The sequence below is a fragment of the Mycobacterium sp. NGS27 genome (genome assembly GCF_059813005.1).
In genome coordinates, this window is record NZ_JCALDT010000005.1 from 357,027 (window position 1) to 383,667 (window position 26,641).

The following is a 26,641-nucleotide window of genomic DNA, read 5'->3' on the forward strand; positions in this document are numbered from 1 at the left end:
GCGGCGAACGAAGAACAGGTGAGGTCATGATTCGATACAGCACCCAGCCGCGACGACTTCGAGTGTCCGCACTGGCGGCCGTGGCCAACCCGTCGTACGCCCGGGTGGACACCTGGAACCTGCTCGACGACGCCTGCCGTCACCTCGCCGAGGTGGACCTCGCCGGGCTGGACAAGGCCCACGACGTGGCGCGGGTCAAACGTCTGATGGACCGCATCGCCGCCTACGAGCGGTACTGGCTGTACCCCGGTGCGGCCAACCTGGCGGTCTTCCGCGCTCACCTGGAGAGCCTGTCCACCGTGCGGCTCACCGAAGAGGTTTCCCTGGCCGTGCGATTGCTCAGTGAATACGGCGACCGCGCAGGGCTTTTCGACACTTCGGCGCCGCTGGACGATCAGGAGCTGGTCGCTCAGGCCATGCAGCAGCACTTCTACACCGTGCTGCTCGCCGACGACGCCCCGAGCACGGCGCCGGACAGCCTGGCCGAGTGCTTGCGCGCGCTGCGCAGCCCGTCCGACGACGTGCAGTTCGAAATCCTGGTGGTGCCGAGCGTCGAGGACGCCATCACCGCGGTCGCGCTGAACGGCGAGATTCAGGCCGCGATCATCCGCGACGACCTGCCGCTTCGGTCCCGCGACCGGTTGCCCTTGATGAACACATTGCTCGGGCCCAACGAGGATGCGGAAGGCGTCATTCCGGACCGCGCCAACGATTGGGTGGAGTGCGGCGAGTGGATCAGGGAGCTGCGGCCCCACATCGACCTGTATCTGCTGACCGACGAGTCGATCGCGGCCGGCGACGACGCCGAGCCCGACGTCTACGACCGGACGTTCTACCGGCTCAACGACGTCACCGACCTGCACAGCACGGTGCTCGCGGGACTGCGAAACCGTTACGCCACACCGTTTTTCGATGCACTGCGGGCGTATGCCGCGGCGCCGGTCGGCCAATTCCACGCCCTGCCCGTCGCGCGCGGCGCCAGCATCTTCAACTCCAGGTCGCTGCAGGACATGGGGGAGTTCTACGGCCGCAACATCTTCATGGCCGAAACCTCCACCACCTCCGGTGGACTCGACTCGCTGCTGGACCCGCACGGCAACATCAAAAAGGCGATGGACAAGGCCGCGAAGACGTGGAACGCCGACCACACCTATTTCGTCACCAACGGCACATCGACCGCCAACAAGATCGTGGTGCAGTCGCTGACGCGACCCGGCGACATCGTGCTGATCGACCGCAACTGCCACAAGTCCCACCACTACGGGCTGGTGCTGGCCGGCGCCTATCCGCTGTATCTGGACGCGTATCCGCTGCCGCAGTTCGCGATCTACGGCGCGGTGTCGCTGCGCACCGTCAAGCAGACGCTGCTGGACCTGGAGGCGGCCGGTCAGCTGCACCGGGTCCGGATGCTGCTGCTGACCAACTGCACCTTCGACGGTGTCGTCTACAACCCCATGCAGGTCATGCTGGAAGTGCTGGCGATCAAGCCCGACATCTGTTTCCTCTGGGACGAGGCGTGGTACGCGTTCGCCACGGCCGTGCCGTGGGCCCGGCAGCGAACCGCGATGATAGCCGCCGAGCGTCTCGAGCAGATGCTGGCATCGCCGGAATACGTTGCGGAATATAGGGATTGGCGTACGTCGATGGAAGGGGTGGACCGGTCGGAGTGGGTTGAGCGGCGGCTGCTTCCCGACCCCGGTCGCGCGCGGGTCCGCGTGTACGCGACGCACTCCACCCACAAGTCCCTGTCTGCGTTTCGGCAGGCTTCGATGGTTCATGTCCGCGACCAGGACTTCAACTCCCGGGCCCGCGACGCCTTCGGTGAGGCCTTCCTGACCCACACCTCGACCTCACCGAACCAGCAACTGCTCGCCTCGCTGGACCTGGCGCGCCGGCAGGTCGACATGGAGGGCTTCCAGCTGGTCCGCCAGGTCTACGACATGGCGTTGGTCTTCCGCCACCGGGTGCGCAAAGACCGGTTGATCAGCAAGTGGTTCAGCATCCTCGACGAGTCCGACCTGGTGCCCGAGGAGTTTCGTGCCTCCACGGTCAGCTCGACCGCGTCGATCAGGCAGGGCGCCCTGGCCGAGTGGAACGAGGCCTGGCGCTCCGATCAGTTCGTGCTCGACCCGACGCGCGTCACGCTGTTCATCGGCAACACCGGAATGACCGGATTCGACTTCCGCGAAAAGGTGCTGATGGAACGATTCGGCATCCAGATCAACAAGACCTCGATCAACAGCGTGCTGCTCATCTTCACGATCGGTGTCACCTGGTCGAGCGTGCACTACCTGCTCGACGTATTACGTAGGGTGGCAATCGATTTGGATCGCATCGTGAAGGCGGCCAGCGTCGCCGACCGGGCGTTGCAGGAGCGTCATGTCGAGGAGATCACCGAGGATCTGCCGCATCTGCCCGACTTCAGCGAGTTCGACGTGGCGTTCCGGCCGGTCGATGAGTGCAAATTCGGCGACATGCGGTCGGCGTTCTACGCCGGGTACGAAGAGTCGGACCGCGAGTACGTGCAGATCGGCAGCGCGGGCAGACGGCTCGCCGAGGGCAAGACCCTGGTGTCGACCACGTTCGTGGTGCCCTACCCGCCGGGCTTCCCGGTGCTGGTCCCCGGGCAGGTGGTGTCCAAGGAGATCGTCTACTTCCTGGCCCAGCTCGACGTCAAGGAAATCCACGGATACAACCCGGATCTCGGGTTGTCGGTCTTCACCGAGACGGCGCTGGCGCGCATGGAGGCACAACGCAACGCGGCGATGGCGGCGGTGGGTTCGGTGACCGCTGCGTTCGAGCTGCCCGCCGACGCGTCGGCAACCAACGGGGCACGCGCCAACGGTGTCCCCGCCATGCCGTCGGTCGCGGACAGCTGAGCGATCAACCGGTCGTCGGTGCCGGGCTCGCGCCGCACGTGGTGCGGGCAGAGGTGTGCGTTGCGCCCATCGACCAGTCGGCGATACCTCGCCGAATCCCCTGCAGGAGCGCGTCCCTGCTCCCAGCAGCGGTCTGGTTGCAGCTCGAACTGAGGGTGTTGAAGGGGCTGGGGTCGGCACCGGCCGGGGCGGCGCCCAGGGCGCCGCAGCCGACCACTACCGCCGCGCCGACCAGTAGTCGGGCGATCACACGATCGTTACGACGCACAGGGCGTGCAATACCAGGCATGACCACGTCAGCGTAGGACGCGGCCGCTGAGAGGCCGCTGAGAACGCGCTGAACTCGACGTTTTCGCCCCGGGCGGCGGGACTGCAGAATTGACGACGTGCGGATATCCGGTGCCTGGCCGTCCCGGCGAAGCGGGCGAGCGCGTTCGTGGCACCTGGCGCACCTGGGCATTTCGGCCCGGTCGGCGGCCGTGTCGGCGATCGTCGTACTGTGTGCGCTCAGCGTGGCAGGCGCCGGCTTGGACGCGGTCTTGTACCGCAAGCTGTTGGCGGGCGTCGACTACGCCGCCGCCGAGCGGGTCCGCGACATCACCAAGGCGCTGCAGTCCGGTTCGGTCGACGACCTCGACAACGCGTTGCTGCACACCGACCAGCGGGTGGTCGCAACCCAATTGGTCGGTCCGGATGGCAACGTGGTGAAGCGGTCCGGCTCGGCGCCGAAAACACCGCTGGTCCCGGCGAATCAGTTCGACTTCAACCTGCGTCGCGGCCTGCCCGACGACGCGGTCGCCGGTGACGACATGCGGGTCAGCGGCCAAAAGGTCGCAACCCGATCCGGTGTGTACACCGTGCTGGTGGGGGGAGGCAGCGAGGCGGTCGAGGCGACCGCGCGGACGCTGGCGATCCTGTTGGCCTGCAGCGCACCGGTGATCGTCGGGGTGGCGGCGGCGGCAACCTACTGGCTGGTGCGACGGTCGCTGCAGTCGGTGGACGCCATCCGGACCAGGGTGGCCGACATCTCGACGTCCGATCTGGCCGAGCGGGTACCGGTGCCGGACAGCCACGACGAAGTCGCGGCCCTGGCAGTCACGATGAACGAGATGCTCTCGCGCCTGGAGGCGGGTCACCGTGCGCAGCAGCGCTTTGTCGGCGACGCCTCACACGAACTGCGCAGCCCGCTGACCACCATCATCTCCGGGCTGGAAGTGGCCGAGGCACACCCCGATCTACTCGACGCCGAATTGACGGTCAACACCTTGCTGCCCGAGGCGCGGCGCATGCATACCCTGATCGAAGATCTGCTGCTGCTGGCCCGCGCCGACGAGCAGACGCTGCTCCGGCGCAAAGAGCAGGTGGCGCTCGACGACCTGGCGCAGGCCGAAGTCGACCGCGCGCGGCGTGACACGCAATGCGTGATCCACACCGATATCCATCCGGTGCGCCTGGAAGCCGACCCGGTCGCCATGTCGCGGATGATCCGCAACCTCATCGAAAACGCTGTCCGTCATGCGGATTCGTGTGCCGCCATCGAAGTCGGCGGCCAAGGCGCAACGGTGACCCTCACCGTCAGCGATGACGGGCCCGGAATCGCCCCAGCCGATCGGCGCCGGGTGTTCGAACGTTTCGTGCGCCTGGATTCCGATCGAGCGCGTAGCGGGGGAGGGGCCGGGCTGGGCCTGGCGATCGTCGCCGAGATCGTCGCCGCCCACAACGGCGTGGTCACCATCGACGACCCGCCCTGCGGCGGAACAACAATGATTGTGACGCTGCCCGTGTCTCAGCACACCAGTCGGTAACCGACGCCCCGGATCGTCTCGATGGTGTTGGTACCGAAAGGAACATCGATCTTGCGACGCAGATATCCCACGTAGACCTCGACCACGTTGTCGGGGCCGTGGTGATGCGCGTCCCAGACGTTCTGCAATATCTCGGCTTTGGTCACCACCACGTCCTTGTTGCGCATCAGGAACTCGAGCACCCCGTATTCGCGCGGAGTCAGCGCGATGGGGGTCGAGCCCCGCTCGACCGTGTGCCGGGCGGGATCCAGGGTCAGCGTCCCCGCTTTCATGACCACCGGCCGCGCCGGTGCACCGCGACGAACCAGCGCCCGCAGCCGCGCCACCAGCACGCGGAATGAGAACGGCTTCGTCAGATAGTCATCCGCCCCGAGGTCGAAGGCGTCGGTTTCGTCGTACTCACCGTCCTTGGCGGTCAGCATGAGCACCGGTGTCCACACGTTGTGCGACCGCATCCGGCGCAGGACCTCATAACCGCTGAGCCCGGGCAGCATGATGTCGAGAACGACTACGTCAAACCCGTTTTCGGTGGCCTCCCGCAGGCCGTCGACGCCGTTGCCGACGGCAACGACGACGAACCCCTCCGCCTTGAGCCCCCTGGCCACGGTGGCGGACAGCCGCGGTTCATCCTCAACGAGCAGGACTCGCATGTGTCAAAGCTACGTCGAGTGTCGGGCGCACCCTCATTCGGGCGGCCGGTCAATGCGCATTTGGTCTGGCTGCTCGACGTCGGTGCCCGGATGGGCTTCTGCCTCATCGTCTTTGAGCTCACCGGGATGGCGACCGGGACGCTGCGGGATGACGACGAGCAACACCGCGATGAGCGCCGCGAGCGCCGCCGAGGCCCACGGGCGGCTCCACGCCAGGCCGCCGTCGGCGACGGGCTTGTCGATGAAGTCGCCCACCGTCGCCCCCAGCGGCCTGGTGAGGATGAACGCCACCCAGAACAAGGTGACGCGCGAGATGGACGTCCAGAAGTACAGGGCCGCGACCACGGCCAGGCCGGCCGCGAAGACCAGCGCGCCGCGTTCGTACCCGAAATCGCGGGTGTCCGCCAGCCAATCGCCGAGCGCGGTGCCCAGCGTCTGCGAGAACGTGATGGTCGCCCAGTAGAAAGCCTCGACTTTGGGCGTCGAGACGGTGCTGACCGATACGGTGCCCTGCGACCATCGCCAGAGGCACAGCGTCGCCACCAGGCACGCGAGCAGCAGCAGCGACCCGCCCGTGTAGCCGATGCCCAGCGACCGGTCCGCGAAATCGGCCAGCACGGTGCCGAACGTCGTCGAGGCCACGATCGTCGCCCAGTAGAGGACGGCGTGAAATCGCTTGGCGAGTATCTGCGCCGCGACCAGCGCCACCAGCGCCACGCCGAAAATCGCGACCCCGGCGGCGTAGCCCCAATTCAGCGTCATCGTGACGGTGTCGCCGCCGGTCTCCCCCAGCGTCGTCGCCAAGACCTTGATGACCCAAAAGCCCAGCGTGACCGCCGGCACCTTGGTCAGCGCGTGTTTCGAAACGTCAGTCATGCAAGCCATCTTCCTTCAGGTTCTGCTCATCAGGATCGCAAAGACGGCGGGTTCTCGCAGGTGGCGCAATAGCGCGGCGGTTGACGGTTTTGGCTGGTCGCGCCCGAAGGCGCCCCGGCGCAATGCGCCCCGCCACCGGGGCGGGCCCTCATCGGCGACCCGAAAAGCGGCCCTGAGCTGCATTAGCGTGGCCCCCGTGGCGCAACCATTACCTCTTGGCGGACCCAGGGCCGACCGCGCCCGCCGGGTCGCCGATGTGCTGCGCCAGCAGATCCACTCCGACGCCTACCCGCAGGGCCTGCCCGCGGAACTAGACCTGGCCGCCGAGTTCTCGGTGTCGCGCAACACCATTCGCGAGGCGCTGGCCGTCCTCAAGCACGAGGGGCTGATCGATCGCGGACCGAAGGTCGGCACGCACGTCGCGCAGCGCAAGTACGATCACGGGCTCGACGCGCTGCTGGGCCTGAAGGAGACGTTCAAGGATCTCGGCGAGGTCCGCAACGAGGTGCGCGCCGCGATGCCGGTCACCGCGCCGCCGTCGGTGGCCCGCCGGCTGGGACTTCGGCCGGGCGAGCAGGCGGTGTTCGTCGAGCGGCTGCGTTACCTGGGTGACCTGCCGCTCAGCCTGGACCTCACCTACCTCGCCCCAGAACTGGGCCGCGAGGTGCTGAACCACCCGCTGGAGACGAACGATCTGTTCGCGCTCATCGAGGAGGTGAGCGGGCAACGGCTGGGCTCGGCGGCGCTGGCGCTCGAGGCCATTCCCGCCGACGCGCATTCGGCGGCCACGCTGCAGGTGCCCGACGGTGCGGCGCTGCTGATGCTGGAGCGGCTCACCAGCCTCGCCGACGGCACCCCCGTGGACCTGGAGTACATCCGGATGCGGGGCGATCGAATCACCATGCGGGGCAATCTTTTCAGAGCCGAGCCGATGAGGAGCAACCCATGACGCTGATCAACAACAACCGCGCCGACGTGCCGGTCACCATCGACGAGTCGCTGTGTATCGACGGCTGCACGCTGTGCGTGGAGGTCTGCCCGCTCGATGCGCTGGCCATCAACCCCGACACCGGCAAGGCCTTCATGCACGTCGACGAGTGCTGGTACTGCGGTCCCTGCGCGGCCCGCTGTCCCACCGGCGCCGTCACCGTCAACATGCCCTATCTCCTTCGCTGAAAAGCCTCCGACCCCAGGATCTTTCATGAAACGACGCGCCATCCGGCTGGCGTCGGCGGTGTTCGCGATCGCCGCGCTCACCTCCGGTTGCTCACTGGAATCCCTGTCGCAGTCCTCCGGTGTGGTCAACGTGGTGGTGGGCTATCAGTCCAAGACCATCAACACCGTCACCGCGGGCACGCTGCTTCGCGCGCAGGGCTACCTGGAGCGCCGGCTCGCCGACATCACCACCCGCACCGGCACCAAATACGCGGTGCGATGGCAGGATTACGACACCGGCGCCCCGATCACCGCGCAGATGCTCGCCGAGAAGATCGACATCGGCTCGATGGGCGACTATCCCATGCTGATCAACGGCTCCAAGACGCAGGCCAACCCGCTGGCGAAAACCGAGATCGTCTCCATCACCGGCTACAACCCCAAGGGCGCGCTGAACATGGTGGTGGTAGAGCCCGGTTCGTCGGCGGCCACGCTGAGCGACCTGGCCGGCGCCAAGGTCTCGGCGAGTGTGGGGTCGGCCGGTCACGGCACCTTGATGCGGGCGCTGGACAGGGCCGGGATCAAAGGCGTGGAAGTGCTCAACCAGCAACCACAGGTGGGCGCCTCCGCGCTGGAATCCGGCCAGGTGCAGGGCCTTTCGCAGTTCGTCGCCTGGCCGGGCCTGCTCGTCTTTCAGGGCAAGGCCAAACTGCTGTACGACGGCGCCGAGCTGAACCTGCCCACCCTGCACGGGGTGGTGGTGCGGCGCTCGTACGCGGCGTCTCACCCGGAGGTGCTGGGCGCCTTCCTGCAGGCGCAACTGGACGCCACCGACTTCCTCAACGACAAGCCGCTGGAAGCCGCCCGCATCGTCGCCCAGGGCAGCGGCCTGCCGCAGGAAGTGGTGTACCTCTACAACGGTCCCGGCGGTACGTCATTCGACACCACGCTCAAACCGTCACTGGTCGAGGCGCTGAAAAACGATGTGCCGTACCTGAAGTCGATCGGCGACTTCGCCGACCTCGACGTGTCCGGCTTCGTCCAGGACGCGCCGTTGCGCACCGTGTTCCGCGCGCGCGGCCTGAACTACGACGCGGCCCGGGCCGTCACCGCCAACCCGTCCGCGCTGCGCGGGGATCCCGCCCTGGCCAGCGAACTGTGGCTGGACGGTTCGAATGCCACCCAGACGGTCGCCAACCCGACGAGTCTGCTTCGCGCGGTGCGCGAGGCGACCGCCCACGGCACCAAAGTCCGTGCCGCCTACGTTCCCGACGCCGAGCTGGGCACCCGATGGTTCGCCGACAAGGCGGTCTGGGTGCAAGACGGCCAGAACTACCTGCCGTTCGGGACGCCGGCCGGCGCGCATCGCTATCTCGCCGCACACCCGGGCGGCGCCATCGTGAATTACCAGCAGGCCCTTGGAGGTTCGGTATGACCGCCTATCTCACCGGCGACCCGGCAGCCCCGGTATCGGCGCAAGTCGTCGACACGGTCCCGGCGACGGCCACCCCGCGACGTGCCGGCTCACCGTGGCAGTGGCGGCTGCTGCGGCTCGCCTCGGTCGCCGCCGCGATCGGGCTGTGGCAGGCGCTCACCGCCGGCAAGCTGCGGTTGCTGCTGCGCTTCGACACGCTGCCCACCGTCACCGAGATCGTGCACGCGCTGGGACGCCGGCTCGAAACGTCCGAGTACTGGCTTGACCTGGCGCAGTCGCTGATCCGGATTCTCACCGGCTTCGGACTGGCCGCCGTGGTCGGGGTAGCGACCGGGGTGCTGCTGGGCCGTTCGCGCTTGTTCGCCAACACCTTCGGCCCGCTGACGGAGTTGGTCAGGCCCGTGCCGGCCATCGCGATGGTGCCGGTGGCGATCCTGCTGTTCCCCACCGACGAGGCCGGCATCGTGTTCATCACCTTCCTGGCGGCCTACTTCCCGATCCTGGTCAGTACCCGGCACGCGGTGCGGGCGTTGCCCACGCTGTGGGAGGACTCGGTGCGCACCCTCGGCGGCGGCCGGTGGGATGTGCTGAAGCAGGTGGTGTTGCCGGGCATCCTGCCCGGAGTGTTCGGCGGCCTTTCGGTCGGCATGGGCGTGGCGTGGATCTGCGTGATCTCCGCGGAGATGATCTCGGGCCGGCTCGGGATCGGTTACCGCACCTGGCAGGACTACACCGTGCTGGCGTATCCGCAGGTGTTCGTCGGGATCATCACCATCGGCGTGCTGGGTTTCGCGACCGCGGCGGCCGTGGAGGTCGTGGGCCGCCGGGTGACCGGCTGGCTGCCGCGAGCGGAGGACCAGCAGCGATGACCGTTGGAGTGAGTCTCGAACTGGATCGAGTTCGCTTGTCCTACACCGGCGAACCGGTGATCGACGGGCTGAGCCTGACGGTGCGCCCCGGAGAGATCCTGGTGCTCACCGGCCCCTCGGGCTGCGGCAAGTCGACGGTGCTCCGCGCCCTGGCGGGGCTGCTGCGGCCCGACGAGGGCCGGATCGTCGCCGACGGCGACGAGGTGACCACCACGTCGGGGGATCGGGGCATGGTGTTCCAGGACAACGCGTTACTGCCCTGGCGCACCGTGCGCTCCAACATCGAGCTGGCCCTGCGGCTGCGCGGCGTCTCCCGCGCCGGGCGGCGCGCCGAGGCGGACCGCTGGATCGCCGAGCTCGGCCTCACCGGCTTCGGCGACTACCTGCCGAAGAGCCTGTCGGGCGGCATGCGCCAGCGCGTCCAGCTGGCCCGCGGGCTGGCCGGCGCGCCGCGCGCGGTGATGATGGACGAGCCGTTCGGCGCCCTGGACACCCAAACCCGTACCGCCATGCAGCGGCTGCTGATCGACACCTGGCGTGCCCATCCGACGACGATCGTCTTCGTCACCCACGACGTCGACGAGGCGCTGCTGCTCGGCGATCGCATCGCCGTGCTGGGCAGGGCCGGTCAGCCGCTGCGCGCCCTGATCGACGTTCCGGAGCCGCGCGTCGAGCGGCAGCGCGCGGCGTTGCGCGCCGAAGTCATTGCGGCACTGAATCACTCGGCGGAGGCGGCATGATGCAGATTCCCGACCCGGCGACCCCGGTCCGGCTCGACTGTGACGTCCTGGTCATCGGCGGTGGCACCGCGGGCACCATGGCGGCGCTGTCGGCCGCCGAGAACGGCGCGCAGGTGCTGCTGCTGGAAAAGGCCCACGTGCGCCACTCCGGTGCGCTGGCGATGGGCATGGACGGCGTGAACAACGCGGTGATCCCCGGCAAGGCCGAACCCGAGGACTACGTCGCCGAGATCACCCGCGCCAACGACGGAATCGTCAACCAGCGCACCGTGTATCAGACCGCCACCCGCGGGTTTGCGATGGTGCAGCGGCTGGAACGCTACGGCGTGAAGTTCGAGAAGAACGAGCACGGCGAATACGCCGTGCGCCGGGTGCACCGCTCGGGCTCCTACGTGCTGCCGATGCCCGAGGGCAAGGACGTCAAAAAGGCGCTGTATCGGGTGCTGCGGCAACGGTCGATGCGCGAGAAGATCCAGATCGAGAACCGGCTGATGCCCGTCCGGGTGCTGACCGACGGCGGGCGGGTGGTCGGCGCGGCGGCCCTGAACACGCGCACGGGTGAATTCGTCACGGTCGGCGCCAAGGCGGTGATCCTGGCCACCGGCGCCTGCGGCCGGCTCGGCCTGCCCGCGTCGGGCTACCTGTACGGCACCTACGAGAACCCCACCAACGCCGGCGACGGCTACTCGATGGCCTACCACGCGGGTGCGGAACTGTCGGGCATCGAGTGTTTCCAGGTCAACCCGCTGATCAAGGACTACAACGGCCCGGCGTGTGCGTACGTCGCCAATCCCTTTGGCGGCTATCAGGTCAACGCGCTCGGCGAGCGGTTCGTCGACTCCGACTACTGGTCGGGGCAGATGATGGCCGAGGTCAAGACCGAGATCGATTCGGCGCGCGGGCCCATCTACCTCAAGGTGTCGCACCTGCCCGACGAGACGCTGACCGCGCTGGAGAACATCCTGCACACCACCGAGCGGCCGACCCGGGGCACCTTCCACGCCAACCGCGGTCACGACTACCGCACCCACGACATCGAGATGCACATCTCCGAAATCGGGTTGTGCAGCGGGCATTCCGCGTCGGGTGTGTGGGTCGACGAGCACGCCCGCACCACGGTGCCCGGGCTGTACGCGGCCGGTGACATGGCGTGCGTGCCGCACAACTACATGATCGGCGCGTTCGTGTTCGGCGACCTGGCCGGCACGCACGCCGCCTCGACGCTGGCCGATACCGCTGCACCGCAACAACTTCCGGCAGAACAGGTGCGCGAGGCGCACGAGCTGATCTACCGGCCGTTGCGGCATCCGGACGGCCCGCCGCAGCCCCAGGTCGAATACAAGCTGCGCCGCTTCGTCAACGACTACGTCGCGCCGCCCAAGACCGGGGCCAAGCTGTCGCTGGCCATCCGCACGTTCGAGCGGATGCGCGTGGAGATCGCCGAGATGGGCGCCCGCAATCCGCACGAGCTGATGCGCGCGGTGGAGGTGTCGTTCATCCGCGACTGTGCCGAGATGGCCGCCCGTTCGTCGCACACCCGCACCGAATCACGGTGGGGCCTCTATCACGATCGCGCCGACCTGCCCGGCCGCGACGACCACCAATGGGGCTATCACCTCAATCTGCGCAAGGACGCCGACGGCGAGATGGTGTTCCTCAAGCGGCCGGTGGCACCGTATTTCGTGCCGGTCCCGGAGCTCGACGGCCTGCCGCCCACCGACCAGACCGTGTATCCCGTGGAGCAGCCGCCATTGGTCGGCGGCCAAGCGCCGGCCACCACGATGTCCCGAATCGACGCGGCCGCAACGGTGTTCGAGCCGCCGTCACCGCGCATCGCCGAGGTCCTGGCGCTCGAGGAGCCCACGATGGCCACCCTGCGGCCCTACCTCGCCGACGCGGATCCGGGGGTGCGCCGCACCGCCGTGTCGACGCTGACCGAGCACATTCCCGACGGTTACGCGCCGGCGCTGGTGGCCGCGCTGAACGACGACGACGCCGCCGTCCGCCTCACGAGCGCCGAGGGCATCCGCGAGCTGGTCGAGGTGCTGCCGGACCCGGAAAGTGTTCGGGAGTACCTGGACTCGGTCGATCGGCTGGTGCGCGCGGCGTCGTTGTACGTGCTGGCCGCGCGCCGGGCCGGTGACGCGGCGCAATACCGTCGCGCCCTGGGCGACGTCGATCATCGGGTCCGCATCGAGGCGGTGCGGGCGCTGGTGTCCGTCGACGACGTGGACGGTGTCGTCACCGCCGCGGGCGACGAGAACCGGGAAGTGCGCATCGCGGCGGCCGCCGGGCTCGCGACCCTGCGCAATGGTGTCGATGCGGTGCGCCGGCTCGTTGCCGACTCCGACCCACTGGTTCGCGCCGCCGCGCTGGCCGCGCTGGGCCAATTGGGTTGCAGCCCAGAAGATTACGTCGCGATCAAGCAGGCATTGCGGTCGCCGGCCTGGCAGGTGCGCGAGGGCGCGGCGCGCGCGCTGGCCGGCGCGCCTGCCGACTTCGCAATTGCGCAGCTGTCCGAGGCGCTCGGTGACGCCCATCTGGACGTGCGCAAGGCCGGGGTGCTGTCCCTGACCCGGTGGGCCGGTGAGCCCGCCGCTCGGGACGCCTTGGGGCTTGCGCTCAAGGACGGTGACGCCGACGTGCGCGCCTACGCCCGCCGGGCACTCGACAAGGGCTCGGCGGAGAAAGCCTGATCAACGCAGAATTTTGGCGTAGAGCAGGCTGTCCTGGGGCTCTGGCCCCATCGTGGGGTAGACCGCGTGCCGGGCGAGTCGTCCCTCCAGGAAGAAGCCGGCGTGCTCGAGCAGTCGCGCCGAGCGTTCGTTGTCCACGCTGCAGGTGGCCCAGACGCGATACATCTCGCGATCGGCGTCGAGCGCGGTGAGCAGCATGCCGAGCGCCTCGGACATCAATCCCTTGCCCCACCAGCGTCGGCCCAGGCAGTAGCCGACTTCGACCGAGTGCGGCGCGGTGCGCCGACAGCTGGCCAGCCCGATCACCTCGCCACGGTGCCGCGACTCGATGACCCAGGTCTTCTCGTCCGCGCTGGCGTTGAGTTTTTCGGTGATCACGCGCCGCGTCGCGGCGACGTCGGGATGCGGCGCCCACAGCAGGTACTTGGTGACCTGCGGATCGCGGGCGACTCGCTGGAACAGCGCCCCGGCGTCGTCGAGCGCGGGCGGGCGGAGCAGCAGTCGCGGACCGCTGATGCGGTCGGGTGGGTATCCGGGCATCGGAATGTGACTTTAGAGGCCGAGGGCACGATAGGTGTTGCGGACGAATCTGGGTTGTGCCGTGCGGAGTTTGGCCAGCGACGTGTTGCCGGCGACGGCGGTGGCGGCATCGACGGTGAGGTCCGGCAGATTCTGGATCAGGTAGAGCAGGATGAGATCCGCGCTGGGGTCGGCCTGCCACCAGGTTCCGTAGGCGCCGGGCCAGCTGAACGTGCCGAGACCGCCCGGCCCGAAAAGCGGTGTGCTCTTGGCCGGATCGGTCACCAGCGACAGGTTGAGCCCGAAGCCGCGGCCCACCCAGTACGGCGCGCCCAGGAAGTTGTGTCGCTTCTGTTCGTCGGTGAGCCGATCGGTCCGCATCAGCCGGACGGACTCTTCCGAAAGCACCCGCACGCCGTCGACCGTTCCGCCGCCGAGCAGCATCCGCACGAACCGCAGGTAATCGTCGGCGCTCGACCACAATCCGCCGCCGGCGTTGCAGAACGAGGGCGGCGTGATGTGCGGTGGGCCCATCACCCCGTGCTGCAGCCGGCTTTGTTCGTCGAGCCGGTACATCGTGGCCGCGCGGCGGCGCGCCTCGGGCGAAACGAAGAACCCGGTGTCGGTCATGCCCGCCGGGCCCAGTACCCGCTCCTCGAGCACCTGGTGGAAGGGCTTGTTCTCGATGCGGGAGGCGATGACCCCCAGCAGGTCGATGGAGTGGCTGTAGGTGACCCGGTCGCCGGGCTGATGCACCAGCGGCAGCTTGGCCAGCTCGGCCAGCCAGGCGTCCGGGCCCTGATTGAAGGGCAGCCGCATGTAGGCCTTGGAGATCGGCCCGGACACCGAGAACCCATAGGCCAGCCCGCTGGTGTGGGTGAGCAGATCCTCGATCAGGATGGTGCGGTTCACCGGGTGGGTCCGGTCGAGCGGGCCGTGCGGATCGTCGAGCACCCGCACGCCGGCCAGCTCCGGCGCCCAGCGGGTGACCGGATCCGTGAGCGTCAGCCTGCCCTCGTCGACCAGGCTCATCACCGTCGCGACCGTCACCGGCTTGGTCATCGACGCGATGCGAAACAGCGTGTCGCGCTGCATCGGCAGACCCGCATCCACGTCGCGGTAGCCGATCTCGTTGACCTGTAGCAGTTCTCCGCGCTGCCACACGACAGTCACCGCACCGGCGAGCAGGCCGGCGTCGCACACTTCCCTCACGGAGGCGGCATTGCCATTGAGCGTCGAGCGATTCACCTGGTCAGGTTAGCGGGCCGGGGGCGGCGCCCGGTTGCCCGTGTCGGGGCCAAAATTTCATGACGGTTTCGGTTGAGCAAAGGTACTGCAGCGTACCCGCGATGCGAGGGGCGATATCGCTTGTGTGGTTTTACTGTTGGCTGCTATGTCCGGACTGAACAATGGTGTGAAGCGCTGGCGCACAGCGCTTCACGTAACCGTGTCCGCATTGGTGGTTGCCATCGTCGGACTTGCCATCACTCCCGTCGCTCATGCGGCTGCCGCCACGGCGACGCTGACGGTTGAACACACATGGCAGACCGGTTTCATCGCCCGCTTCACCATCGTCAATGCGAGCCTGGCGCCGCTAACCGATTGGAGGCTCGATTTCGACTTGCCGGCGGGAGAATCCGTCGTGCACACGTGGAACAGCACGATTACCCAGTCCGGCACGCACTATGTTCTCACTCCCGCGAATTGGAATCGCACCATTGCGCCCAGTGGTTCCGCGACCGGTGGCATGAGAGGCATGCTGACCGGTTCCTACTCGCCGCCGGCGAACTGCGTGCTCAACGGGCAATATCCCTGCACCTGATCGAGCACCCCTAGCGGCCGGCTGGGCGTCGCGACGCGTCGGTGGGAGACAAACACCCTGTGTCCCTTCTCAGAGACTGATGGGGCGGGTGTGACGGGCGCGGGCGACGGCCGACCGGCGCGACATGTCCCTCGCAGCGCCTCGCTCGAAATAAGTGCTACGCTGCCACGCAGTCGACATCCTTTAACGATCCGTCCGGCGAGGCGGAGAAGGAGGTCAAGTTTCGTATGGGTGCTGCGGGCGACACCGGCTTAGGCAGCGATTCCCGGGAGTTGATGTCGGCGGCCGACGTGGGCCGCACCATTTCCCGCATTGCACATCAGATCATCGAAAAGACCGCGCTGGACGCCCCCGACGCGCCACGGGTGGTGTTGCTGGGCATCCCGACCCGCGGTGTCATCCTCGCCAAGCGGCTCGCGGCCAACATCGGCGAATACAGCGGCGTCGAGGTCGGCCACGGCGCCCTGGACATCACGCTCTACCGCGACGATCTGATGCAAAAACCGCCGCGGCCGCTGGAGGCCACCTCGATTCCGGCCGGCGGCATCGACGACGCGCTGGTGATCCTGGTCGACGACGTCCTGTACTCCGGCCGCTCGGTGCGTTCCGCGCTGGACGCGCTGCGCGACGTGGGCCGGCCGCGGGTCGTCCAGCTGGCGGTGCTGGTCGACCGCGGCCATCGCGAACTGCCGCTGCGCGCCGACTATGTGGGCAAGAACGTCCCCACCTCACGCAGCGAGAGCGTGCACGTGCTGCTGAGCGAGAACGACGGCGACGACGGGGTGGTGATCTCGCGATGACGCGCCACCTGCTGGCCGCCGGCGACCTGAGCCGCGACGACGCCACCGCCATCCTCGACGACGCCGACCGGTTCGCGCAGGCGCTGGTGGGCCGCGAGATCAAGAAGCTGCCGACGCTGCGCGGCCGCACCATCGTCACGATGTTCTACGAGAACTCGACCCGCACCCGGGTGTCCTTCGAGGTGGCGGGCAAGTGGATGAGCGCCGACGTGATCAACGTCAGCGCGTCGGGATCGTCGGTGGGCAAGGGAGAGTCGCTGCGCGACACCGCGTTCACGCTGCGCGCCGCCGGCGCCGACGCGCTGATCATCCGGCACCCGGCTTCCGGCGCCGCGCATCTGCTCGCGGACTGGACCGGCGCGAAGGACGACGGCGGGCCGTCGGTGATCAATGCCGGCGACGGCACCCACGAGCACCCGACCCAGGCGCTGCTGGACGCGCTCACCATTCGCCAGCGCCTCGGCGGCATCGAAGGCCGGCGCATCGTGATCGTCGGCGACATCCTGCACAGCCGCGTCGCCCGCTCGAACGTGATGCTGCTGGACACCCTTGGCGCCGAGGTGGTGCTGGTCGCGCCGCCGACGCTGCTGCCGGTCGGCGTCGAGGGCTGGCCGGTCACCGTATCGAACGACTTCGACGCCGAGTTGCCCGCCGCCGACGCGGTGCTGATGCTGCGCGTGCAGGCCGAGCGGATGAACGGCGGCTTCTTTCCGTCGGTGCGCGAATACTCCTCCCTGTACGGGCTTTCCGATCGCCGCCAGGCGCTGCTGCCCGGCCACGCCGTGGTGCTGCACCCCGGTCCGATGCTGCGCGGCATGGAGATCGCGTCGTCGGTAGCCGACTCATCGCAATCTGCTGTGCTGCAACAGGTTTCCAATGGTGTCCACGTGCGGATGGCGGTGCTGTTCCACGTGCTGGTCGGCACCGAACTAGCCGGAGAAGAGGGTGCGGCGTGAGCGTGCTGCTGCGCGGGGTTCGGTTGTACGGTGAGGGCGATCGCGTCGACGTGCTGATCGACAGCCCCGGTTTTGACGGCCAGATCGCCGACATCGGGGCCACGTTGGACATTCCCGAGACGGCCGACGTGATCGACGCCACCGGCCACGTGCTGCTGCCCGGCCTGGTCGATTTGCACACCCACCTGCGCGAACCCGGGCGTGAATACGCCGAGGACATCGAAACCGGCTCGGCCGCAGCGGCTTTGGGTGGATACACTGCGGTGTTCGCGATGGCCAACACCAACCCGGTCGCCGACAGCCCGGTGGTCACCGACCACGTGTGGCATCGCGGCCAGCAGGTCGGCCTGGTCGACGTGCACCCGGTGGGCGCCGTCACCGTCGGGCTGGCCGGCAAGGAGCTCACCGAGATGGGCATGATGGCGGCCGGTGCCGCGCAGGTTCGCATGTTCTCCGACGACGGCATCTGCGTGCACGACCCGCTGGTGATGCGCCGCGCCCTGGAATACGCCACCGGCCTGGGCGTGCTCATCGCCCAGCACGCCGAGGAACCGCGGCTGACGGTCGGCGCCGTCGCCCACGAGGGCCCCACCGCGGCCCGGTTGGGCCTGGCGGGCTGGCCCCGGGCGGCCGAGGAATCGATCGTGGCCCGCGACGCGCTGCTGGCCCGCGACGCCGGCGCCCGGGTCCACATCTGCCACGCCTCCACGGCGGGCACGGTCGAGATCGTGAAATGGGCCAAGGAGCAAGGGATTTCGATCACCGCCGAGGTCACCCCGCACCACCTGATGCTCGACGACAGCAGGCTGGCCAGTTACGACGGGCGCAACCGGGTCAACCCGCCGCTGCGCGAAGCCGCCGACGCGACGGCGCTACGCCAAGCGCTGGCCGACGGCGTCATCGACTGCGTGGCCACCGACCACGCCCCGCACGCCGAGCATGAGAAGTGTGTGGAGTTCTCCGCGGCGCGTCCCGGCATGCTGGGGCTGCAGACGGCGCTGTCGATCGTGGTGCAGACCATGGTCACCCCGGGGTTGCTGACCTGGCGGGACGTCGCCCGGGTGATGAGTGAAAACCCCGCACGCATTGCGCGGCTGCCCGATCACGGGCGGCCGCTGGAGGTGGGGGAGCCCGCCAACCTCACGGTCGTGGATCCCACGGCCTCATGGACGATCGCCGGCGCCGACCTGGCCAGCCGGTCGGCCAACACCCCCTACGAGGCGATGACCCTGCCCGCCACCGTGACCGCCACGCTGCTGCGCGGCAAGGTCACCGCCCGAGACGGGAAGTGCCCGGCATGAACTCGGGCACGCTGGTGGGATCGCTGATCTTCGCGGCCGTACTGGTGGTCGTGCTCACGGTGGTGATCCAGCTGATGATGCGGACCTGGCACCGTCGTTCCCAGCAGCAGGCGGAGCTGATCGGGGCGTTGCCCGAGATCCCGGACCAGGTGGGGGCGGCGACCATCACCACCCGCGGGCACTACTGCGGTTCCATGATGGCGCCGGGCTGGAGCGAGCGGATCGCGGCCGGTGATCTGGGTTTCCGTAGCAAGGCGGTACTGACTCGCTACGAGGGCGGCATCATGGTGGAACGCGTACGGGCCCAGCCTATTTGGATCCCTGGGGATTCGATCACGCACATCCGGATGGAGCGCAGGATGACGGGCCGGGTCGGGATTCTGGCGATCCGCTGGCGGCTGCCCTCAGGCGTCGAGATCGACACCGGCTTCCGGGCGAATCACCGCAACGAATACGACGGCTGGCTCAAATCGCAACATGAGGGGGAGCGGCGCTCGTGACTAAAGCGCAGTTGGTACTCGAGGACGGCCGCGTCTTCACCGGCACGCCGTTCGGCAAGGTCGGCCAAACGTTGGGCGAGGCCGTCTTTTCCACCGGCATGTCCGGCTACCAGGAGACGCTGACCGATCCCAGTTACCACCGGCAGATCGTGGTGGCCACCGCGCCGCAGATCGGCAACACCGGCTGGAACGGCGAGGACGCCGAGAGCCGGGGCGACAAGATCTGGGTCGCCGGCTACGCGGTGCGCGATCCGTCGCCGCGGCCGTCCAACTGGCGGGCCACCGGAACGCTGGAGGACGAGCTGGTCCGCCAGCACATCGTGGGAATCGCCGGCATCGACACGCGCGCGGTGGTGCGGCATCTGCGCACCCGCGGCTCGATGAAGGCGGGCGTGTTCTCCGGTGATGCGCTGGCCGATCCGGACGAACTGCTGCGGCGGGTGCGCGGCCAGCAGTCGATGCTGGGCGCCGACCTGGCCGGCGAGGTCAGCACGCCGGACAGCTACATCGTGGAACCCGATGGCGCACCGCGGTTTACGGTGGCCGCGCTGGACCTGGGGATCAAAACCAACACCCCGCGCAACTTCGCCCGTCGCGGCGTCCGCACCCACGTGCTGGCATCGTCGGCGACCTACGAGCAGATCGCCGACATCAAACCCGACGGCATCTTCTTGTCCAATGGCCCCGGCGACCCCGCCACCGCCGATCATGTCGTCGCGGTCACCCGCGAGGCGCTGGGCGCCGGGATCCCGCTGTTCGGCATCTGTTTCGGCAATCAGATCCTGGGCCGGGCGCTGGGACTGTCCACCTACAAGCTGGTGTTCGGTCACCGCGGCATCAACATCCCGGTGATCGACCACGCCACCGGCCGCGTGGCGGTCACGGCACAAAACCACGGCTTCGCGCTCGAAGGGGAGGCCGGCCAGTCCTTCGACACGCCGTTCGGCCGAGCGATCGTGAGCCACACCTGCGCCAACGACGGAGTGGTCGAGGGCGTCAAACTCGCCGACGGGCAGGCCTTTTCGGTCCAGTACCATCCGGAGGCCGCGGCCGGCCCGCACGATGCGGAATACCTGTTCGACCAATTCATCGAGCTCATGGCAGGGGAGGGCCGCTAGTGCCACGTCGCTCCGACCTCAACCACGTGCTGGTGATCGGCTCAGGGCCGATCGTCATCGGGCAAGCCTGCGAATTCGACTACTCCGGCACCCAGGCGTGCCGGGTGCTGCGCGCGGAGGGGCTGCAGGTCAGCCTGGTCAACTCCAACCCGGCCACCATCATGACCGACCCGGAGTACGCCGACCACACCTACGTCGAGCCGATCACCGCCGCCTTCGTCGAGAAGGTGATCGCCCAGCAGGCGGAGCGCGGCAACAAGATCGACGCGCTGCTGGCCACCCTGGGCGGGCAGACCGCACTCAACACCGCGGTCGCGCTGTACGAGAACGGCGCGTTGGAGCGCCACGGCGTGGAGCTCATCGGTGCCGACTTCGACGCCATTCAGCGCGGCGAGGACCGGCAGATGTTCAAGGACATCGTCGCCAAGGTGGGCGGCGAATCCGCCCGCAGCCGAGTGTGTTTCACGATGGAAGAAGTCCGCGAGACGGTTGCCGAGCTCGGCCTGCCGGTCGTGGTGCGGCCCAGCTTCACCATGGGTGGCCTGGGTTCGGGGATGGCGCGATCCGTCGAGGAGGTCGACCGGATGGCCGGCGCCGGGCTTGCCGAAAGCCCGAGCGCCAACGTGCTGATCGAGGAATCGATCTACGGCTGGAAGGAATTCGAGCTCGAGCTGATGCGCGACGGCAACGACAACGTGGTCGTGGTGTGCTCGATCGAGAACTTCGACCCGATGGGCGTGCACACCGGTGACTCCGTCACCGTCGCGCCGGCGATGACGCTGACCGACCGCGAATACCAGCGGATGCGCGACCTGGGCATCGCGATCCTGCGCGAGGTCGGCGTGGACACCGGGGGCTGCAACATCCAGTTCGCGGTCAACCCCGTCGATGGCCGGCTGATCGTCATCGAGATGAATCCCCGGGTGTCGCGGTCGAGTGCCCTGGCGTCCAAGGCCACCGGCTTCCCGATCGCCAAGATCGCGGCCAAGCTGGCCATCGGCTACACCCTGGACGAGATCGTCAACGACATCACCAAGGAAACGCCGGCCTGCTTCGAACCCACCCTGGACTACGTCGTGGTCAAGGCTCCGCGCTTCGCCTTCGAGAAGTTCCCGGGCGCCGATCCCACCCTGACCACCACCATGAAATCGGTCGGCGAGGCAATGTCGTTGGGCCGCAACTTCGTTGAGGCTCTCGGCAAGGTCATGCGGTCGCTGGAGACCACCCGCGCCGGCTTCTGGACCAAACCGGACGATCCGGCGCTGGACGGCAAGGGACCGGACGAGGTGCTGACCCGGCTGCGCACTCCGACCGAAGGCCGGCTCTACGACATCGAACTGGCGCTGCGCCTGGGCGCTTCGGTGGAACGCGTCGCCGAGGCCAGCGGAGTGGACCCGTGGTTCGTCGCGCAGATCGGCGAGCTCATCGACTTGCGCGCCGAGTTGATCGCCGCCCCGGTGCTCGACGCCGACCTGTTGCGCCGCGGTAAGCACAGCGGGCTGTCGGACCGCCAGATCGCCGCGCTACGGCCGGAATTGGCCGGCGAGAACGGCGTGCGGTCGCTGCGCGAGCGGCTGGGTGTGCACCCGGTGTACAAGACCGTCGACACATGCGCGGCGGAGTTCGAGGCCAAGACGCCGTATCACTACAGCAGCTACGAACTGGACCCCGCCGCCGAGACGGAGGTGGCGCCGCAAACCGAGAAGCCCAAGGTGTTGATCCTGGGTTCGGGGCCCAACCGTATCGGCCAGGGCATCGAATTCGACTACAGCTGTGTGCACGCGGCAACGACGTTGTCGCAGGCCGGCTTCGAGACCGTGATGATCAACTGCAACCCGGAGACGGTGTCCACCGATTACGACACCGCGGACCGGCTGTACTTCGAACCGCTGACCTTCGAGGACGTCCTCGAGGTGTTCCGCGCCGAGCAGCAATCGGCGGGCGGCGGCCCGGGTGTGGTCGGGGTGATCGTGCAACTGGGCGGCCAGACTCCGCTCGGGCTGGCGCAGCGCCTCGCCGACGCCGGGGTGCCGATCGTCGGCACACCACCGGAGGCCATCGATCTTGCCGAGGACCGCGGCGCGTTCGGCGACGTGCTCACCGCGGCCGGCCTGCCGGCGCCGAAGTACGGCACCGCAACCACTTTCGCGCAGGCCCAGCGGATCGCCGAAGACATCGGGTACCCGGTGCTGGTGCGGCCGTCGTACGTGCTGGGCGGTCGGGGCATGGAGATCGTGTACGACGAGGAGACGTTGCGGGGTTACATCACCCGTGCCACCGAGCTCTCACCCGAGCACCCGGTGCTCGTCGACCGCTTCCTCGAGGACGCGGTGGAGATCGACGTGGACGCGCTGTGCGACGGCACCGAGGTGTACATCGGCGGCATCATGGAGCACATCGAGGAGGCCGGCATCCACTCCGGCGACTCGGCGTGCGCCCTGCCGCCGGTGACGCTGGGCCGCAGCGACATCGAGAAGGTGCGCCGCGCGACCGAGGCCATCGCGCACGGCATCGGCGTGGTGGGACTGCTCAACGTGCAGTATGCGCTCAAGGACGACGTGCTCTATGTCCTGGAGGCCAACCCGCGCGCCAGCCGCACGGTGCCGTTCGTGTCGAAGGCCACCGCGATCCCGCTCGCCAAGGCCTGTGCCCGGGTCATGTTGGGCGCCAAGATCTCTCAGCTGCGCGAGGAGGGGTTGCTGGCGGCGTCCGGCGACGGGGCCCACGCGGCCCAGAACGCGCCGATCGCGGTCAAGGAGGCGGTGCTGCCCTTCCACCGGTTCCGCCGGGCCGACGGCTCGGGCATCGACTCGCTGCTGGGCCCGGAGATGAAATCCACCGGCGAGGTGATGGGCATCGACCGCGACTTCGGCAGCGCGTTCGCCAAGAGCCAGACCGCCGCCTACGGGTCGCTGCCCGCGCAGGGCACCATCTTCGTGTCGGTGGCCAACCGGGACAAGCGATCGCTAGTCTTTCCGGTCAAGCGGCTGGCCGACTTGGGATTTCGCGTGCTGGCCACCGAAGGAACCGCGGAGATGTTGCGCCGCAACGGAATCCCCTGCGACGAGGTGCGCAAGCACTTCGAGGACCCGCAGCCGGGCCGCCCCGAGATGTCGGCGGTCGACGCGATCAAGGCCGGCGAGGTCGACATGGTGATCAACACGCCCTACGGCAACTCCGGGCCGCGCATCGACGGTTATGAAATCCGTTCGGCCGCCGTGTCGGTCAACATCCCCTGTGTGACGACGGTGCAGGGCGCCTCGGCCGCCGTCCAGGGCATCGAGGCGGGCATCCGCGGCGACATCGGCGTGCGCAGCCTGCAAGAACTGCACAGCCAGATCGGTCAGGGCGGCGTGCCCGGTAACGGGGCCCGGTGACCGGATTCGGCGTCCGCCTCGCGGAGGCGAAAGCGGAACGCGGGCCGCTGTGTGTGGGCATCGATCCGCATCCCGAGCTGCTGCGCGCCTGGGACCTGCCCACGACCGCCGAGGGGCTGGCCGCGTTCTGCGACATCTGCATCGAGGCGTTTTCCGGATACGCCGTCGTCAAGCCTCAGGTCGCGTTCTTCGAGGCCTATGGCGCCGCGGGATTCGCGGTGCTGGAACGCACCATCGCGGCCCTGCGATCGGTCGGGGTGCTGGTGCTGGCCGACGCGAAGCGAGGCGACATCGGCACGACGATGGCGTCCTACGCCGCTGCCTGGGCGGGTGATTCACCGCTGGCCGCCGACGCCGTGACGGCAACCCCGTACCTGGGGTTCGGCTCGCTGCGGCCGCTGCTGGAGACCGCCGCGGCCCACGACCGCGGGGTGTTCGTGCTGGCGGCCACTTCCAACCCCGAGGGCGCCACGGTGCAGCGGGCCGCCTTCGACGGCCGCACGGTGGCCCAGCTGGTCGTCGACCAGGCCGCGGTGGTGAACCGGTCCGCGACCCCGTCCGGGCCGGGATATGTCGGCGTGGTCGTCGGCGCGACCGTGTTGCAGGCGCCCGATCTGAGCGCGCTCGGCGGTCCGGTCCTGGTGCCCGGGCTCGGTGTGCAGGGCGGGCGACCCGAGGCGCTCGCCGGGCTGGGCGGCGCGGAACCCGGGCAGCTGCTGCCCGCGGTGGCCCGCGAGGTGCTGCGGGCCGGCCCCGGCGTGACGCAGCTGCGGGACGCGGCCGATCGCATGCTGGACGCGGTGGCCTACCTGGCCGTATGAGTGGGGTTGACGTCTAGTCCGACGCCAGTGCGGTGTTGGGCCGCGCGGTTTCGACGATGACGGTGGTGGCCTTGACGACGGCCACCGCGACGCTGCCGGGCCGCAGCTGCAATTCCTCGGCGGCTTCGGTGCTCATCAGTGAGACGACGGTGAATGGACCGCACTGCATCTCCACCTGGGTCATCACCTTGTCGCTGACCACCGACGTGACCAGCCCGACGAAGCGGTTGCGGGCCGAGCTGCCGATGCTGAGCGGGTCCGCCGGCGGGGCGGGTGCGTTGGTGCGGGAGAAGTGGGCCAGGTCCTCGCTGGCGATCACCTTGCGGCCGGCGGCATCGTGACTGACCGTCAATGTGCCCTGGTTGATCCAGCGCCGCACGGTGTCGTCGCTGACGCCCAGCAGCTCAGCCGCCTGGCGAATTCGCAGGTTGGACACCGGTCGATCGTATCGGATTGCGCACTGCCGATTAGCTGAAATACGGGGGCGAGGGCCTAGTTATCCGCAAGGACGGAATAAGCGCCTGCCCAATTCCGCGCATGCGGCGATTCATTGGAAATCCGTCCGGATTCACGGAGGTGGGCAACCGTCGTCGCCGCGCGCGACCGGCCGCGGCCGCGGATCACCACCGCCAAAGGTGTTGCCGCCGTAAATGATTGGTGAAAGTCCGCGGTGTTCTGGAGCGGGCGTCGTGCCGGCGTCGAACCGGTCGGCCGACCAGCGGTGCGGACGCGCCGGGCACCCGATATCCGTTCGCCGGATGCGGCGGCCAGCCCGTCCCGCGCCCTCGACGACGAATCTCGGTGATAGCCGCGTTGGTTGCTGAGCGATCCGTGCGCGACCCGTTTGACCGGCGACGCGACACGCGCGACACGCCGCAACAAATCCGTGATCCCCCGCACCGGGCGTCGGGGCTCCCGGCCGGCGCCTTTTCCGGGCCGCCCGGCCGGAAAGCCCTGCCCCGCCGGCGGACGACAAAACCCCTGGTAGACGGCATAACGAGGGGCTGAAGCGCGGCCGGTATCGCCCCGCGGGCGGCGCCACACGCGACCGTCGGCGACGCGCGTGGGAGCGCCGTTTTGGCCGGTCACACGCCGGTCCTTGCTGGGACTTTGCCCCCTCAAGCAGGGGGCCGGGTTAGATTTCGTCAGGAGGCCTGAGTACGGTCGTCTCCGCTGGCAGAAGTGCCGGCGAGACAAAATGAGATCGATTGAAATTGATTGATCAGATACGGAGGAATCGTGGCCCTTCCCCAGTTGACCGACGAGCAGCGCGCGGCCGCGTTGGAGAAGGCGGCTGCCGCACGTCGAGCGCGAGCAGAGCTGAAGGACCGCCTGAAGCGTGGCGGCACCAACCTCACCCAGGTGCTCAAGGACGCCGAGACCGACGAAGTCCTGGGCAAGATGAAGGTTTCCGCGCTTCTCGAGGCGTTGCCGAAGGTTGGCAAGGTCAAGGCGCAGGAGATCATGACCGAGTTGGAGATCGCCCCGACCCGCCGTCTGCGCGGCCTCGGCGATCGTCAGCGCAAGGCCCTGCTGGAAAAGTTCGGCTCCTAACCGAGCCGTGGGCGCACCGGCCCAGGAGCGCCTGTGAGCGCCGGCGGGGGACCGGACGTCCAGCACGGCACACGTCCTGAACCATCGGGTAACGGACGTGTGGTCGTGCTGTCCGGTCCCTCAGCGGTCGGCAAGTCGACTGTGGTCCGATGCCTGCGGGAGCGGGTCCCGGACCTGCATTTCAGCGTCTCGGCCACCACACGGGCGCCGCGGCCCGGCGAGGTCGACGGCGTCGATTACCACTTCGTCAGCCCCGACCGATTCCAGCAGCTCATCGACGAGGGTGCGCTGCTGGAGTGGGCCGAAATCCACGGGGGCCTGCATCGATCTGGCACCCTGGCCGAGCCGGTGCGGGCCGCCACCGCCCGCGGATTTCCCGTGCTGATCGAAGTCGACCTGGCCGGGGCCAGGGCCGTGAAGAAGGCGATGCCCGAGGCGCTGGCGGTCTTCCTGGCGCCGCCCAGCTGGGAGGATCTGCAGGCCAGGCTCGTCGGCCGCGGCACCGAGACACCCGAGGTCATGCAGCGGCGGCTGGAGACCGCCCGCACCGAAATGGCGGCCCGAAACGACTTCGATCGGGTGGTCGTGAACAGCGAATTGGAGTCGGCCTGCTCCGAATTGGTATCCTTGCTGGTGGAAACTGCGCCGGGCCGCCATGACCCGTCCAGCGAGACCAGCAGCCGGACCATATCCCAGCACGACTGACCACGAATTTTCCAGTATCTTTCAGCGGCGACGAGCCGCTCCAATGCGCCAGGAGATTGACCT

24 protein-coding genes are annotated in these 26,641 nt (G+C 68.4%); 18 read left to right on the plus strand and 6 right to left on the minus strand.

Going from position 1 to position 26,641, the window contains the following annotated elements; all coding sequences use genetic code 11:
* Positions 1–26: 26 nt before the first annotated feature.
* Positions 27–2,879: an aminotransferase class I/II-fold pyridoxal phosphate-dependent enzyme gene (locus tag AC5Y30_RS16255; RefSeq protein ID WP_499919647.1), complete on the plus strand. Its 2,853-nt coding sequence runs from the start codon at positions 27–29 to the stop codon at positions 2,877–2,879.
* 4 nt (positions 2,880–2,883) lie between these two features.
* Here AC5Y30_RS16255 and AC5Y30_RS16260 read toward each other — a convergent pair whose 3' ends face one another.
* Positions 2,884–3,129, minus strand: coding sequence for a hypothetical protein (locus tag AC5Y30_RS16260; protein WP_499919650.1), 246 nt, complete (start codon positions 3,127–3,129; stop codon positions 2,884–2,886).
* 142 nt (positions 3,130–3,271) lie between these two features.
* On the opposite strand from AC5Y30_RS16260, the gene AC5Y30_RS16265 reads away from it, so the two are divergent.
* A complete protein-coding gene (locus AC5Y30_RS16265; RefSeq protein WP_499919837.1) occupies positions 3,272–4,684 on the plus strand; it encodes an ATP-binding protein in 1,413 nt (470 codons plus the stop codon).
* Here the strand turns inward: AC5Y30_RS16265 and AC5Y30_RS16270 are convergent.
* Entirely contained in the window at positions 4,666–5,334 is a 669-nt protein-coding gene (locus tag AC5Y30_RS16270) for a response regulator transcription factor (protein ID WP_499919653.1), read from the minus strand. The genes AC5Y30_RS16265 and AC5Y30_RS16270 overlap by 19 nt on opposite strands.
* Before the next feature lie 33 nt (positions 5,335–5,367).
* Positions 5,368–6,210 carry a COG4705 family protein gene (locus AC5Y30_RS16275; RefSeq protein ID WP_499919657.1) on the minus strand — a complete coding sequence of 281 codons (843 nt, stop codon included), beginning with the start codon at positions 6,208–6,210 and terminating at the stop codon, positions 5,368–5,370.
* Positions 6,211–6,397: 187 nt separating this feature from the next.
* On the opposite strand from AC5Y30_RS16275, the gene AC5Y30_RS16280 reads away from it, so the two are divergent.
* From AC5Y30_RS16280 to AC5Y30_RS16305, 6 genes are read left to right on the plus strand one after another with little or no spacing between them, the layout of a single operon-like run.
* On the plus strand, positions 6,398–7,159 hold the full coding sequence (locus AC5Y30_RS16280; protein ID WP_499919661.1) for a GntR family transcriptional regulator: 762 nt from the start codon (positions 6,398–6,400) through the stop codon (positions 7,157–7,159).
* On the plus strand, positions 7,156–7,386 hold the full coding sequence (locus tag AC5Y30_RS16285) for a 4Fe-4S dicluster domain-containing protein (protein ID WP_064885673.1): 231 nt from the start codon (positions 7,156–7,158) through the stop codon (positions 7,384–7,386). The genes AC5Y30_RS16280 and AC5Y30_RS16285 overlap by 4 nt, the downstream gene beginning before the upstream one ends.
* A 25-nt stretch (positions 7,387–7,411) precedes the next feature.
* On the plus strand, positions 7,412–8,800 hold the full coding sequence (locus AC5Y30_RS16290; protein ID WP_499919667.1) for an ABC transporter substrate-binding protein: 1,389 nt from the start codon (positions 7,412–7,414) through the stop codon (positions 8,798–8,800).
* Positions 8,797–9,669 carry an ABC transporter permease gene (locus AC5Y30_RS16295; RefSeq protein ID WP_499919668.1) on the plus strand — a complete coding sequence of 291 codons (873 nt, stop codon included), beginning with the start codon at positions 8,797–8,799 and terminating at the stop codon, positions 9,667–9,669. The genes AC5Y30_RS16290 and AC5Y30_RS16295 overlap by 4 nt, the downstream gene beginning before the upstream one ends.
* The gene (locus tag AC5Y30_RS16300; RefSeq protein ID WP_499919670.1) at positions 9,666–10,409 is read left to right on the plus strand and encodes an ABC transporter ATP-binding protein; all 744 of its coding nucleotides are present in this window, start codon (positions 9,666–9,668) and stop codon (positions 10,407–10,409) included. Before AC5Y30_RS16295 ends, AC5Y30_RS16300 begins: the two co-directional genes overlap by 4 nt.
* Complete coding sequence (locus AC5Y30_RS16305) at positions 10,406–13,105, plus strand: fumarate reductase/succinate dehydrogenase flavoprotein subunit (protein WP_499919671.1); 2,700 nt, start codon at positions 10,406–10,408, stop codon at positions 13,103–13,105. The genes AC5Y30_RS16300 and AC5Y30_RS16305 overlap by 4 nt, the downstream gene beginning before the upstream one ends.
* On the opposite strand, the gene AC5Y30_RS16310 is transcribed toward AC5Y30_RS16305, so the two are convergent.
* On the minus strand, positions 13,106–13,645 hold the full coding sequence (locus tag AC5Y30_RS16310; protein ID WP_499919673.1) for a GNAT family N-acetyltransferase: 540 nt from the start codon (positions 13,643–13,645) through the stop codon (positions 13,106–13,108). It lies immediately after the preceding gene.
* Between the two features lie 12 nt (positions 13,646–13,657).
* A complete protein-coding gene (locus AC5Y30_RS16315) occupies positions 13,658–14,872 on the minus strand; it encodes a serine hydrolase domain-containing protein (RefSeq protein ID WP_499919674.1) in 1,215 nt (404 codons plus the stop codon).
* 145 nt (positions 14,873–15,017) lie between these two features.
* Here AC5Y30_RS16315 and AC5Y30_RS16320 point away from each other — a divergent pair, with 145 nt between their 5' ends.
* The 8 genes from AC5Y30_RS16320 (at position 15,018) to pyrF (ending at position 24,319) form a co-directional block, all read left to right on the plus strand.
* Entirely contained in the window at positions 15,018–15,446 is a 429-nt protein-coding gene (locus AC5Y30_RS16320; protein ID WP_499919675.1) for a cellulose-binding domain-containing protein, read from the plus strand.
* 227 nt (positions 15,447–15,673) lie between these two features.
* On the plus strand, positions 15,674–16,246 hold the full coding sequence (gene pyrR / locus AC5Y30_RS16325; RefSeq protein WP_499919676.1) for a bifunctional pyr operon transcriptional regulator/uracil phosphoribosyltransferase PyrR: 573 nt from the start codon (positions 15,674–15,676) through the stop codon (positions 16,244–16,246).
* On the plus strand, positions 16,243–17,202 hold the full coding sequence (locus AC5Y30_RS16330) for an aspartate carbamoyltransferase catalytic subunit (RefSeq protein WP_499919677.1): 960 nt from the start codon (positions 16,243–16,245) through the stop codon (positions 17,200–17,202). Before pyrR ends, AC5Y30_RS16330 begins: the two co-directional genes overlap by 4 nt.
* Positions 17,199–18,503, plus strand: coding sequence for a dihydroorotase (locus AC5Y30_RS16335; protein ID WP_499919678.1), 1,305 nt, complete (start codon positions 17,199–17,201; stop codon positions 18,501–18,503). Before AC5Y30_RS16330 ends, AC5Y30_RS16335 begins: the two co-directional genes overlap by 4 nt.
* A complete protein-coding gene (locus AC5Y30_RS16340) occupies positions 18,500–19,003 on the plus strand; it encodes a PH-like domain-containing protein (RefSeq protein WP_499919679.1) in 504 nt (167 codons plus the stop codon). The genes AC5Y30_RS16335 and AC5Y30_RS16340 overlap by 4 nt, the downstream gene beginning before the upstream one ends.
* Positions 19,000–20,121, plus strand: a complete 1,122-nt coding sequence (carA, locus tag AC5Y30_RS16345; protein ID WP_499919681.1) for a glutamine-hydrolyzing carbamoyl-phosphate synthase small subunit — start codon at positions 19,000–19,002, stop codon at positions 20,119–20,121. The genes AC5Y30_RS16340 and carA overlap by 4 nt, the downstream gene beginning before the upstream one ends.
* Positions 20,121–23,498: a carbamoyl-phosphate synthase large subunit gene (gene carB / locus AC5Y30_RS16350; RefSeq protein WP_499919685.1), complete on the plus strand. Its 3,378-nt coding sequence runs from the start codon at positions 20,121–20,123 to the stop codon at positions 23,496–23,498. The genes carA and carB overlap by 1 nt, the downstream gene beginning before the upstream one ends.
* A complete protein-coding gene (pyrF, locus tag AC5Y30_RS16355; protein ID WP_499919687.1) occupies positions 23,495–24,319 on the plus strand; it encodes an orotidine-5'-phosphate decarboxylase in 825 nt (274 codons plus the stop codon). Before carB ends, pyrF begins: the two co-directional genes overlap by 4 nt.
* A gap of 13 nt (positions 24,320–24,332) precedes the next feature.
* Here the strand turns inward: pyrF and AC5Y30_RS16360 are convergent, their stop codons facing one another.
* Positions 24,333–24,755, minus strand: a complete 423-nt coding sequence (locus AC5Y30_RS16360) for a TOBE domain-containing protein (RefSeq protein WP_499919691.1) — start codon at positions 24,753–24,755, stop codon at positions 24,333–24,335.
* 803 nt (positions 24,756–25,558) lie between these two features.
* Here AC5Y30_RS16360 and mihF point away from each other — a divergent pair.
* A complete protein-coding gene (gene mihF / locus AC5Y30_RS16365) occupies positions 25,559–25,873 on the plus strand; it encodes an integration host factor, actinobacterial type (RefSeq protein ID WP_007171927.1) in 315 nt (104 codons plus the stop codon).
* Between the two features lie 33 nt (positions 25,874–25,906).
* Positions 25,907–26,578, plus strand: coding sequence for a guanylate kinase (gene gmk, locus AC5Y30_RS16370; protein ID WP_499919692.1), 672 nt, complete (start codon positions 25,907–25,909; stop codon positions 26,576–26,578).
* The last annotated feature ends 63 nt before the right edge of the window (positions 26,579–26,641 follow it).

Bases quoted from the DNA above. Each gene is read 5' to 3' on its own strand.
- AC5Y30_RS16255 (WP_499919647.1), top strand. From the start codon at position 27: ATGATTCGATACAGCACCCAGCCGCGACGACTTCGAGTGTCCGCACTG.
- AC5Y30_RS16305 (WP_499919671.1), top strand. From the start codon at position 10,406: ATGATGCAGATTCCCGACCCGGCGACCCCGGTCCGGCTCGACTGTGAC.
- AC5Y30_RS16295 (WP_499919668.1), top strand. From the start codon at position 8,797: ATGACCGCCTATCTCACCGGCGACCCGGCAGCCCCGGTATCGGCGCAA.
- pyrR (WP_499919676.1), top strand. From the start codon at position 15,674: ATGGGTGCTGCGGGCGACACCGGCTTAGGCAGCGATTCCCGGGAGTTG.
- AC5Y30_RS16275 (WP_499919657.1), bottom strand. From the start codon at position 6,210: ATGACTGACGTTTCGAAACACGCGCTGACCAAGGTGCCGGCGGTCACG.
- AC5Y30_RS16310 (WP_499919673.1), bottom strand. From the start codon at position 13,645: ATGCCCGGATACCCACCCGACCGCATCAGCGGTCCGCGACTGCTGCTC.
- AC5Y30_RS16270 (WP_499919653.1), bottom strand. From the start codon at position 5,334: ATGCGAGTCCTGCTCGTTGAGGATGAACCGCGGCTGTCCGCCACCGTG.
- AC5Y30_RS16330 (WP_499919677.1), top strand. From the start codon at position 16,243: ATGACGCGCCACCTGCTGGCCGCCGGCGACCTGAGCCGCGACGACGCC.
- AC5Y30_RS16320 (WP_499919675.1), top strand. From the start codon at position 15,018: ATGTCCGGACTGAACAATGGTGTGAAGCGCTGGCGCACAGCGCTTCAC.
- AC5Y30_RS16290 (WP_499919667.1), top strand. From the start codon at position 7,412: ATGAAACGACGCGCCATCCGGCTGGCGTCGGCGGTGTTCGCGATCGCC.
- AC5Y30_RS16285 (WP_064885673.1), top strand. From the start codon at position 7,156: ATGACGCTGATCAACAACAACCGCGCCGACGTGCCGGTCACCATCGAC.
- AC5Y30_RS16340 (WP_499919679.1), top strand. From the start codon at position 18,500: ATGAACTCGGGCACGCTGGTGGGATCGCTGATCTTCGCGGCCGTACTG.
- AC5Y30_RS16300 (WP_499919670.1), top strand. From the start codon at position 9,666: ATGACCGTTGGAGTGAGTCTCGAACTGGATCGAGTTCGCTTGTCCTAC.